Below are 10,679 nucleotides of genomic sequence, written 5' to 3'. Positions count from 1 at the left end.
AGACCTCAATTCAGCGCAAGAAAAGACGCGCCCACATCGTTGCCGGTCGGCACGAGCGAGCCCAGTTGCGGTGATGTCCCCTGTGTCAGCGGCAGGGCCGCCCGGATGGACCCCTTTGACGCCGTTTTTTGCCGATCCTCACCCGAGCCATCGGGCAGTTGCGCCTCCACATCCCTGAAACGCGCGGCATATTGCTCTGCCCGCCATTGCGTGCGCGAGTGATATGCACCAGCGGCAGCGGTCCAGTCGCGAAACTCCTTGTGCAGGTCCAGCAGAAACCGGGCGGCGTGATCGGCGTTCTTTTGCGGATCGAACATCTCCTCGATCGAACGGAACTTGTTGCCGTGCCAGCGGTAGTTGATCTGGAAACAGCCGACATCGAAATTGCGCGCGCCGTTCACGAAATGCTTGAACACAAAGCTCTGCGCCTCATGCCGCGTTTGAAACCAGTACCCCTTGCCGCCGATGTTGATCGCCCAGGGCCAGGGGGCCAAAGCCCCGTCTCTGGTTCGACCCGTCTCAACACGTGTGATCGCCAGCATGACGGTTTCGGGCACGCCATATCTTTGCGCCGCGCCGATCGCCGCTCGGTCACATTGCGCCGCAAGTTGTCCCGGGCGCAGGGCAGTCGCCGGTGTGGCGATCAGCCCCATGACAAAGACGAATAAAAGAAAGCCGCTTAACGCTGGCTTTGTGTCGATGGACATTCTGTGAAACCGTCTGAACATTCTGTTCTGTCACGCTATTGCGGCGGAATTGATAATTCGTAACCGGCCCAGGTCAGGGGCGTTCGATGACTGCAAGCAGGCCCTCGATCCGGGTACGAGTGTCGCGCGCTGTTTCGACCACCGCCTGCGCCGCGCCCAATGTCGGGGTGCCCGGCACCGCAGGCTCTTGCGACAGGCCGGTCGATAGCTGCCCGGCTTCTCGATACATCGGGCTGGCCTCTTCCGGGATCGCCCCCCATTCTTCGCTGATCCAGAGCGACCTTGCTGCGGCGTCCACTTCGCCCAATTCCTGATAAATCGCCGCGGCAGAGACAAGTTCATTGCTCCTTGCAAGCGCCTCGGCCCGAAGACGCTGTGCCTCTTCGCCATCGGCATTTGACAATTCCAGCAAGGCGCGGCGCGGCAATCCGGCATCCAGCGTGGACCGGGCGCGCAGCAAACTTGCCACCATCGGAGATCCCGCCGATTTTGGCAAATCCAGATATTTCATGGCCTGCTTGGAGAAACCCAACTGCTCCAAACGACGCGCCACCGCGATGCGCAATTGCGGGTCCATTGCCTGGACTTGCGCGTTGGACTGATCGGTCGCGTGGACAAGAAAGGCGATATCCGCCGCGTGTTCCACCAACAAGGTCAGGGATTTCTGGCGCAGTTCGCTCACCTCTGCCGAGTCGGTGGCCTGCCGCATCTGCGGATGGCCGAACGCCTCATCGAAATTTCCGCTGAGCGCGAGGGCGAGGATATGGGCTTGCCACAATCTTGGCCCCAAATTCGACCCTCTGAATTCCTGCGCGAAGGCCGCAGTGAGCATCACGTTTTCTTCGTCTACACCAAGGCGGTTTTCCCATGCCGTTTCAACCAGTTCGATCAGCGCAACAGGTGCCTCTGGTGGGTCCGAGCGGTCGCGGATCACCTCTTCGAGCTGGGTCATTTCCTTTCTGGCATTCCCAGAGACCTCGGATAGCTTTGCTTGAACCATCCGCGCCGCGACTGTGTCCTCGTCGGGATTGGGTGTCGCACGCCGCATCATGATCTGTGCCATATCGGTCATGCCATCCTCGATCAGATAGCCGGCTGCGCGGGGGCCCAGATGGCCCCGCAAATGTTCCGGCAAAGCAAAATAGCCGTTCAATACCGCCTCGACATCAGCGTCATCGGACAGGTTCTGATCGGTCAACAGCGCCCAGAATGCGACCAATCCCTCGCAGGCTTGCTGCCCGGCAAAGACCGGAGGCGCAGACTGTGGCCTCTCGTCTATCACCATAGCAATGGAGGTCAGCTCCGGGACCTGATCGGCGCTGGTCGGGTCCAACCCGAGCGTTGCGGCAGCCTCCGCTCCGAAGCCGAGATAGAGTTGCGATTTTGCAAGCTGTCGCACGGCATCACGGTCAAGGCGATCGAATTCGCCGTAAATCCGCAATGTCATTTCGCCCAAACCGGCATAGGTCGCATCGTCGCCCCACTTCCCGATATCCAGCCGGTCATCTTTCAGGCATTGGGTCTGTCGAAGCTGCGCCGAAATACCATCAACGACCCCGTCCAGATCGCGATCTATGACCGTGGTGGCTCGGATATTCATGGTCTGATTGTCCAGCACTCTCTGCAGAGCCTGTAGCTGATCGAGGCCAGATTGCGCGCGGTGATTGGCCGTCGGGGCAAGAAGACCCTGTGCGATCGCGCGATCCACCTGTGACTGAATGACCGCCCCTTCCACCGCGACGAGTGGGGCGGCGGCCTCTTTGTGCGGTGCATTCGTCCGCTTAATCTCGGGCGGGATCTCAAACTCGATCTCGGGTTTTTCGAGCAGGTCAAAGACGATCGGCAGTTCGACTTTCTCTACTACGGCAGGCCGACCAGGGCGAATATCGAGTACCAGCAAGGTATTGCCCTCTTCGAAGGCAGTCACCATACATTCGCAACTCAATTCCAGCATCAGAGGCGCACCCTCGGTGGCTTGCTCAATCTGTTTCAGCCGGTTGCGACCGATCCGCGAAAACACCTCGCTGATGTCAAACGTGATGGATGGCGCATCCAGGGTCAGTCGGGCGATATCGCCGATCTGATCAATCTCCCACCGCGCGCCGGTCGGAAGACCGACCGTCAGACGCGTGAAGGTTCCATGATCCCCTGACCTGACCACCAGTGGCTCAGCCTGTAAAGCTCCGGCCAGGAAGATTGCACTCAATCCGCAGGCGACTGCACGGGTCATGCCGCTTCCTGCTTTATCGATTTGAGGGCTTCTTCGAGATCGGCAAAGTCGGGCCGGTAATGTGCGGGCGTGTTTTGGCGACCCACTTCGATGCAGATGCTTGCGGCATGGTTGTGCAAATTTGCCACCAGAACCTCGCGGATCAGCTGGTAGAAGTGGCTGTCTTCCTCGACCACCGCCTTGACCTTGGCAGCAAAGGGCCCGACCAGACCATAAGCCAGAAAAACGCCCAGAAAGGTCCCGACCAGCGCGCCGCCGATCAGTTTTCCCAGAACTTCGGGCGGCTGATCAATCGAGCCCATGGTCTTGATCACGCCCAGAACGGCGGCAACGATGCCAAGGGCAGGCAGGCCGTCGGCCATCGTCTGCAGGGCATGGCTTGAGTGCAACGCATGATGCAGATTGGCCTCCATGCGTTTTTCCAGAACCTCTTCGACCTGATGCGGGTCGTCATAGTTCATGGATGCCGAGCGGAGCGTGTCGCAGATAAGTGCGACGGCCTCCTTGTCGGCCTGAATTTTGGGGTATTTGAAGAACAGCGCTGAGGCTTGCGGATCTTCGATATGCTGTTCCAGATCGACCGGGCTCTGCTTTGCAATGCGGATCAGGGCGAAGAGCAGGCAGAGCAATTCGCGGTAATCCTCGGGCTTCCATTTGACGCCCTTGAACACCTTGCCGATATCCTGGAGCGTGTGTTTGATGCCGCCCTTGTCATTGCCGATCAGAAAGGCGCCAATTGCCGCGCCCCCGATCATCATCATCTCGAACGGGAGGGACTTGAGGATAATGGCCATCTTACCGCCCGCAGCAAGGTAGCCGCCAAAAACCATCACAAAGATGATGACGATCCCAAGAATACCAATCATGCGAAACCTCCGATCTTGTACATCTTGCGAGTCACTCTCTGGGGACGGATGTGTTGCGGCTGGCGAGGACGACGCTGACCGTATACGCCGCCGTCGGGCTGAGCCCGGACATCACCTTGGCTGCGGATTCCGGCGTCATTCGGGCCAGGAAACCGGCCGCAAAGGCGGGGTCCATCTCTTCGAAGAGCGCGGCGGTCTCTTTCGGTTTCATGTTCTCGTATACCTCGGTCAGAATACCCAGATCGCCCTCGGCAGCGCCGTCTGCCAAGGCGAGTGTCTGGCGCAAGGCCTCTTCGGCTGCGGTGAGCTCGACCAACCTCGCCTCAATCGCGCGCTCGGCGATGTCCAGCGCCTTGAGCCGATCCTCAAGCTGCATTTCGCGCCGCGCGATTCGGGTTTCGCGCTCTTCAAATGCGGCGAGCACCGGTTGCAAATGGGCCTCTGCCACAAGCGCCGGAGCCGCCCCGGACCCGTGCCCATCTGCCTCTTCTGGGGTGGTCTCGCGCGCAATAGCCGGGTCGGCATGCAGGCCGATTCGCACGATTGCTGAGCCGAGCAGGAACAGCGTGATCAGAAACAATGTTCCGACCCGGGCGCGGCGGGGCTCAAATGGTGGATTGACGAAGGCCGTCATGGCGCGACCTCATCAACGCCCTGAGCGTTGCGCTGAAACAAAAGGCCCGGCGCGGGCGTCTTTTTGCCCTTCGGGGTTGGCGGCGGTGCGGGAGGCTGAACCGGCGCCTCGTCTGCTGGTGCGACGTCCTGAAAGGAAGCGATCAACAGCTCCAACCGATGCGCAACCGATTCGGATTTGCGGGTCAGCTCTTGCAATTCAGCACCAGAGCTTCCGGCAGCGGCACGGGCCGTATCAACGGTCTTGGTCAGATCCTCGACCTGCGCGGACAGGACCGCAACCGCGCCCCCGACCCCTTTTTCCAGATCGCTGAACCGCTTCAGCCGTCGCGACAGAATGAAACAATAAAATCCTGCACCAAATGCGCCGGCGGCCAGTAGAATATCGGCAATTACCTGCACCTGCCCCTCCTAGTTCAAGATGAATTCCATGACGAGCAGGTCGCGGACCCGCCCTTCGCCACTGACGATCGACAGACGACGCAGCAACTGTGCCCGCAGCCGTGGCAGGGCCAGCGGGTCCTGCAACTCTGCCAGCGAGAGCGCTCTGAGATAGCTGTTCATCACGTTGACCAGGCGCGGAATGATCGCCTCGACCTCGGCCTGATACCTGGTTTCGACCTCAACCTGGGCATGAAAGCGCAGATGCCGTGTGCCGCTTGTGCTGTCGAGCGAGATAAGAACCGGAGGCAGATCGACAAAGGCGACCTCGACCGCCTTGTACCCCTTTGATGAGCCATCTTTGGTGTCTGTATCGGCGTGCTCTGCTTTCTTCCCGCCAAGCAGCGGAACCTTCCCCGAACTGGCCAGATAAAACCCGCCCCCGCCGCCAACCACGGTTAGCAGGATCGCCAGCACGAGACCCATCTTTCCGGACTTCGGCGGCTCATCGGCATCTTCTGCTGTGGCGTCTGTCATGCGTCGGTTCCTGAATTGTTCGCAACAATCCATACCCTCTCAGGAACTAACCGAATGTTAAGCGCCACCCGCAATAAGTGTGAACGAGCCAGACAGGATGTCGGCAAACGGAGGATAGGGTGCAGCAGATCGGAAGCGTCTGGGCGGGACTCGACAAACGAAAGCAATTGTTGGCGATTGCGGCCATTGTCGCCATGGCCGTCACCATTTTCGGGTTGGTCCGAATCAGCACCACGCCATCCATGGCGTTGCTCTATGCCGATCTCGAAACCGGGGCGGCGGGCGAGGTGGTACGCGCCCTGGAACAGGAAGGCGTGACCTATGAGGTCAAGGCGGGCGCGATTTACGTGCCCTCCGGCCAGCGCGACCAGTTGCGCCTGACTTTGGCCAGCGAGGGGCTGCCTGCAAATGGCGGGCGCGGGTATGAGTTGCTCGATTCGCTGAACGGGTTCGGCACAACGTCACGCATGTTCGATGCTGCCTATTGGCGTGCGAAAGAGGGCGAGCTGGCCCGCACAATTGTCGCCGGGCCGCATGTCAGCCAGGCGCGCGTGCATATCGCGAATAATATGGGAGAGCCGTTCCGGCGGGATGCAGAGACGACCGCATCGGTGTTCATCACCTCGGTAAACGGTCAGGTCCAGCCGGGTCAGGCGGATGCGATTCGCTATCTCGTGGCCTCGGCGGTCAACGGGCTGAATGTCGACAATGTTGCGGTCATCGATGCGGCAGGCGGGTTGATCGGCGAGGCTGATGCCAACTCGCAGGCCGACACATCCGATGCCCGCGCCGACCGGCTGCGCGAACGCGTGTTGCGGTTGATCGAGGCGCGCGTCGGGCGCGGAAATGCGGTGGTCGAGGTCAGTGTCGATACGGTGACCGAACAGGAATCGGTGCGCGAGCGGCGGTTCGATCCCAACGGGCGCGTGGCCATCAGCACCGATCTGGAAGAGCGCTCGGATTCCGCGTCGAATCAATCCAATGACGTGACCGTTGCCTCGAACCTGCCGGACGGCGATGCCGCCGGAGAGGATTCGTCAAAATCGCTCGCCAACTCCACGCGCGAGCGGGTGAACTACGAAGTGTCAGAGACCGAGACCGAAATCCTGCGCCTGCCCGGCGCAGTCAAGCGGCTCAGCGTGGCGGTTCTGGTTAACGAGGCGGCAAGCACAGGCGCGGATGGGGTGCTTGCCAGCGCGCCGCGACCCGAGGAGGAACTGGAAGCGATGCGCGAGCTTGTCGCCTCGGCCGTCGGGTTTGACGCTGAACGCGGTGACGTCATAACGATCAAGTCGATGCAATTGCCAGTCCCGACCCCCGAGGGAACCGAAGCCGTCGCACCATCCTTCCTGCAAAGTCTGGGATTGCGGACAATGCCGCTGGTCCAGATGGCGTTCCTGTCGCTGGTTCTATTGGGGCTTGGCGCCTTTGTCATCCGTCCGATTCTGACCAGCACGGCGGCCCTGCCAGCGCCGCAACTGGCGCTGAACTCTGAACCAGGCGCGCCGGACGCCGCTGACCTGCCCGCGCTGACCGGAGAAGTCCAGGCCGCAGATACGCCGCAGGGTACGGCCCAGACCGCGCTTGCATCGACGACGAATGTCTCGGCCCTACCAAATCAGGCCGAAAAGCCGGTCGACCGGCTGCGCGAGCTGGTCGGTGACCGCCAGGATGAATCGGTCGAGATTCTGCGCAGCTGGCTTGAGGAAAGCCGGGGGAACGCCTGATGTCCATCGCGCATCTACTTGAGGATTTCGACCAGAGTCTGTCGCCCGAAGGGGCTGTGCAACTCCTGTCCGTGCAGCAGTTGGAAGACCAGCGTCGCGCGGCGTTCGAACAGGGATATGCCGCCGGTCTGGACGATGCCGGGGCGGCTCAGACCGCCGAACAGGATCGTATTTCCGCCGATCTGGCCCAGTCGCTGCAGGATCTGGGGTTCACCTATCAAGAGGCGCTGGAGCAGATGGTGGCCTCGCTGGAGCCAATGTTGCAGAGCCTGATGAACACCGTCCTGCCCGAAACCATCGAGCGCAGTTTCGTGCATCGCATCGTCGCACAATTGACCGAGATGGCGCGCGCTCAGGCGGGCCAACCGGCGATCGTTACCGTTCCCGCCGGTGCGGCTGAAGCACTCGCGCCCGCGCTGGACACCGAGTTCTCGTTTCCGGTCGAGATGATCGAAGACCCCTCACTGCCGCAGGGTCAGGCCAGCCTGCGCATCGGCAAAGACGAGCGCGAGTTGGACTGCACCGCCCTGCTGGACGCCATTTCCGAGGCGACCGACGCCTTCCTGCATCATGCCAAGACGGAGACGCGACATGGATGATCCGCATACCTCAAAGCCCGATTTCACCGGGCCATTCACCTCGGTTCCGGTCGAGATCACCGTCGCGGTCGGTCGTGCGCGCCCGCTGGTACGGGATCTGATCGGTTTGGGCGAGAACGCCATCCTGACCCTCGACAAACGGGTCGAGGACCCGGTGGAACTGTTCGTCGGGGACCAGTTGGTCGCCCGCGGTCAGCTTGAAGAGCTGGACGGCGATCAGGGCGGGCAACTGGCGGTCAGGCTGATCGAGATCGTCACCATTCCGGATGGCAAGGAATGAGTACACGCAACGTCCTGGCGCTGACCCTGCTGGCTGGGACTCTGCTGGCAGGCCCGGCGGCCGCGCAGGAAATCTCGGTCTCGCTGGGCGAGGGCGGGTCGGTCTCAGGGCGTACGATCCAGTTGATTCTGCTGATTACGGTGCTCAGCATCGCGCCGGGTCTGGCGATCATGATCACCTGCTTTCCGTTTCTGGTCACCGTGCTTGCGATCCTGCGGCAGGGCATCGGGTTGCAGCAATCGCCGCCCAATATGCTGATCGTCAGCCTCGCGCTGTTCCTGACCTATTTCGTGATGGAGCCGGTCTTCACCGACGCCTGGAAAAACGCCATCCAACCATTGATCGACGAGCAGATGGAGGTCGAACCTGCCTTACAGCGCGCGATTGAGCCTTTTAGGGGCTTCATGGCGGCACGGATCGATCCCGAGACCTTTCAGACGCTTGCGGCTCTCAGACCCGAGGTCGTGGCCGAGGCACCGACGCCCGATGCAGCCTTGTCGGTGCTGATCCCGTCTTTCATGCTGTCGGAAATCGCCCGTGCCTTTCAGATCGGATTTCTGGTCTTCATGCCGTTTCTGATCATCGATCTGGTGGTAGCGGCGGTGCTGATGTCGATGGGCATGATGATGGTGCCCCCGGCCTCGGTCGCGCTGCCGTTCAAACTGGCCTTCTTTGTTGTGGCCGATGGCTGGTCGCTGATTGCCGCCGCGCTGGTCCGCAGCTACGCGCCTTAGGGCAAAGGTCGCAATGTGCCGCGCTCGACAACATGGCAGTCGAACAGCCGGGCCTCGGGCAGTGGTGTTCCACCTTCGGCAAGGGTTGCGACCAGATCGATTGAGGCGGCGATGATCTCTGGGAATGGGTTATGAATCGTCGTCAGGTTGATATTGGCCCAGGCGGCCATTTTCATGTCGTTCAGGCCCAGCAAACCGATATCCTCTGGCACCCGCAATCCCGCCGCTTGCAAGGCAGCCAAAGCGCCGATGGACAGAACGTCGTCACCGCAGAAATAGGCCTGGGCCAATTGTCCCGCCAGCAGGTCCCGCATGCCGTCAAGACCAGCATCGAAAGAGTAGTTTTCGGCAAAGCTGGAGGTGACGGAAATGCCGGGCCGCGAGGCGATCTCTTGCAGGAAACCCTTTTCGCGGTCGATGGTGGATGTTGCATCCGCAGGACCGCCAAGAAACCCCAGCTCGGTATAACCCCGCGCAATCAGCGTTTGCGCGGCAAGACGTCCGGCAGCGATATTGTCGATACCCAGTATGTCCACATTCGGCGTTCTGGTGTGGCGACCAAAGGAATGCACCACCGGAAGCCCCGCCTCACGAAAAGCGGTGGCAAAGCCGGGCGGCAAAGTGGACGAGGCTACAATCACACCATCGACCGAATACTGGCGCAGCATGCGGACCGAGGCTTCGGGATCGGTTTCATCTGTCAGATTGACCAGCAGCGGTCGCAACCCCCGATCCTGCAGACCACGCGTGAACAGATCGAAGACTTCAAGAAAGATCGGATTGTGAAAGTTGTTCGAGACCAAGCCAATCATCTTGGTACGGCCGGTGGTCAGCGATGAGGCCAGCGCATTGGGGCTAAACCCCAGATCGGATGCGGCCTTCATCACCTTGTTGCGGGTCTTGGCAGACACCGAGGCGCCCTCGGTAAAGGTGCGCGACACGGCCGAGCGTGACACGCCCGCAAGTTCCGCGACATCTTTCAGCGTAACGGCCATACGCCCTAATCTTCCGGTTTTTTGCCATAGTCAATAGAGGCAAACCGCCAGGCACAAATGGCCGCGAACCCGAGAAAGACCCCGGCCCAGAAGAGTGCGCCCGTGCTCAACTCAAACAGGCCCCATCCGGCCGCGACTGCAACCACCGCAATTCGGATCCAGAGTGGTTCAAAGAAGGGGTCCTGCAGATCGACGAGCTTTTTCATGCTACTCCTTCATATTCCGCGCCGGTCTTGGCGCCGGTGATGTAGCTGACCACATCTTCGCCGGTGAAGCTCTCGTTCTTGATGTCGAGATTGGCGCAGATACGGCCCCGGCGGAACACGATGATGCGGTCCACCAGATCAAAGACCTGCCGCATGTTATGGCTGACCAGGATCAACGGCTCACCCGCCTTCTTGAGGGTGCGAACGATGTTCTCAACCTGTGCCGTTTCCTGAACGCCCAGCGCTGCGGTCGGTTCGTCCATGATCGTCAGCTTGGAATGGAAGCTAGCCGTGCGCGCGATCGCCACACATTGGCGCTGACCGCCCGACATATTCTGGATGGTGTTGCGGATGTTGGGAATCTTGACGCCAGTCTTTTCCAGCGCCGCCATGGTATCGGCGCGCATCGCCTTGTAATCCAGCCGCCGGAACGGACCCAGCCAGTTCCACATGGTCTTTTCCCGGCCCAGGAACAGGTTGTCGGGCACATCCAGGTGATCGGCCAGGGCCAGCGTCTGGAACACGGTTTCAATGCCAGCCTCGCGGGCCTCCAGCGGGCCTTTGAAATCGACCTCGTGACCGTCGAAGATGACGGTCCCGCGTGTGCGCTGTTCGACTCCGGTGATCTGGCGGACGAAGGTGGATTTGCCCGCGCCGTTGTCGCCCATGATCGCCACATGCTCACCCTTTTTGAGGATGAAATTGGCGTCTTCCAGAGCGTGCACACCACCGTAGTGCTTGGTCAGGCCGCGTGTTTCAAGGATGATGTCACCCATGTCGTGGA

Annotated in this window: 13 protein-coding genes; 4 read left to right on the top strand and 9 right to left on the bottom strand. The window is 60.8% G+C overall.

Annotated elements, in window-relative coordinates:
* Positions 1-5: 5 nt before the first annotated feature.
* The 6 genes from AB1E34_RS16960 to AB1E34_RS16935 form a co-directional block, all read right to left on the bottom strand.
* On the bottom strand, positions 6-707 hold the full coding sequence (locus tag AB1E34_RS16960) for a transglycosylase SLT domain-containing protein (RefSeq protein ID WP_372573512.1): 702 nt from the start codon (positions 705-707) through the stop codon (positions 6-8).
* Positions 708-780: 73 nt separating this feature from the next.
* On the bottom strand, positions 781-2,937 hold the full coding sequence (locus AB1E34_RS16955) for a hypothetical protein (RefSeq protein ID WP_372573511.1): 2,157 nt from the start codon (positions 2,935-2,937) through the stop codon (positions 781-783).
* Positions 2,934-3,803 (bottom strand): flagellar motor stator protein MotA, encoded by an 870-nt coding sequence (gene motA, locus AB1E34_RS16950; RefSeq protein ID WP_372573510.1) that lies wholly within the window; start codon positions 3,801-3,803, stop codon positions 2,934-2,936. Before motA ends, AB1E34_RS16955 begins: the two co-directional genes overlap by 4 nt.
* Positions 3,804-3,834: 31 nt before the next feature.
* Positions 3,835-4,437: a MotE family protein gene (locus AB1E34_RS16945; protein WP_372573509.1), complete on the bottom strand. Its 603-nt coding sequence runs from the start codon at positions 4,435-4,437 to the stop codon at positions 3,835-3,837.
* On the bottom strand, positions 4,434-4,838 hold the full coding sequence (locus tag AB1E34_RS16940; protein ID WP_372573508.1) for a hypothetical protein: 405 nt from the start codon (positions 4,836-4,838) through the stop codon (positions 4,434-4,436). Before AB1E34_RS16940 ends, AB1E34_RS16945 begins: the two co-directional genes overlap by 4 nt.
* Positions 4,839-4,847: 9 nt before the next feature.
* Positions 4,848-5,354, bottom strand: coding sequence for a flagellar basal body-associated FliL family protein (locus AB1E34_RS16935; RefSeq protein ID WP_372573507.1), 507 nt, complete (start codon positions 5,352-5,354; stop codon positions 4,848-4,850).
* A 119-nt stretch (positions 5,355-5,473) separates the two neighbouring features.
* Between AB1E34_RS16935 and fliF the strand changes: the two genes are divergently transcribed.
* The 4 genes from fliF to fliP are packed head-to-tail and all read left to right on the top strand — an operon-like array spanning position 5,474 to position 8,694.
* A complete protein-coding gene (gene fliF / locus AB1E34_RS16930; RefSeq protein WP_372573506.1) occupies positions 5,474-7,081 on the top strand; it encodes a flagellar basal-body MS-ring/collar protein FliF in 1,608 nt (535 codons plus the stop codon).
* Positions 7,081-7,680, top strand: a complete 600-nt coding sequence (locus AB1E34_RS16925; protein ID WP_372573505.1) for an ABC transporter ATP-binding protein — start codon at positions 7,081-7,083, stop codon at positions 7,678-7,680. Before fliF ends, AB1E34_RS16925 begins: the two co-directional genes overlap by 1 nt.
* Positions 7,673-7,960 carry a FliM/FliN family flagellar motor switch protein gene (locus AB1E34_RS16920; protein WP_372573504.1) on the top strand — a complete coding sequence of 96 codons (288 nt, stop codon included), beginning with the start codon at positions 7,673-7,675 and terminating at the stop codon, positions 7,958-7,960. Before AB1E34_RS16925 ends, AB1E34_RS16920 begins: the two co-directional genes overlap by 8 nt.
* Positions 7,957-8,694 (top strand): flagellar type III secretion system pore protein FliP, encoded by a 738-nt coding sequence (gene fliP / locus AB1E34_RS16915; protein ID WP_372573503.1) that lies wholly within the window; start codon positions 7,957-7,959, stop codon positions 8,692-8,694. Before AB1E34_RS16920 ends, fliP begins: the two co-directional genes overlap by 4 nt.
* On the opposite strand, the gene AB1E34_RS16910 is transcribed toward fliP, so the two are convergent.
* The 3 genes from AB1E34_RS16910 to AB1E34_RS16900 are packed head-to-tail and all read right to left on the bottom strand — an operon-like array spanning position 8,691 to position 10,671.
* Positions 8,691-9,689, bottom strand: a complete 999-nt coding sequence (locus tag AB1E34_RS16910) for a LacI family DNA-binding transcriptional regulator (RefSeq protein WP_372573502.1) — start codon at positions 9,687-9,689, stop codon at positions 8,691-8,693. The two genes, fliP and AB1E34_RS16910, sit on opposite strands and share 4 nt — an antisense overlap.
* Before the next feature lie 5 nt (positions 9,690-9,694).
* A complete protein-coding gene (locus tag AB1E34_RS16905) occupies positions 9,695-9,895 on the bottom strand; it encodes a hypothetical protein (protein ID WP_372573501.1) in 201 nt (66 codons plus the stop codon).
* Complete coding sequence (locus AB1E34_RS16900; protein ID WP_372573562.1) at positions 9,892-10,671, bottom strand: ATP-binding cassette domain-containing protein; 780 nt, start codon at positions 10,669-10,671, stop codon at positions 9,892-9,894. The genes AB1E34_RS16905 and AB1E34_RS16900 overlap by 4 nt, the downstream gene beginning before the upstream one ends.
* Positions 10,672-10,679: the final 8 nt, after the last annotated feature.

Source organism: Ruegeria jejuensis, from assembly GCF_041537905.1.
Classification (GTDB): domain Bacteria; phylum Pseudomonadota; class Alphaproteobacteria; order Rhodobacterales; family Rhodobacteraceae; genus Ruegeria_C.
This window is presented reverse-complemented; position numbering and strand designations above follow the sequence as displayed.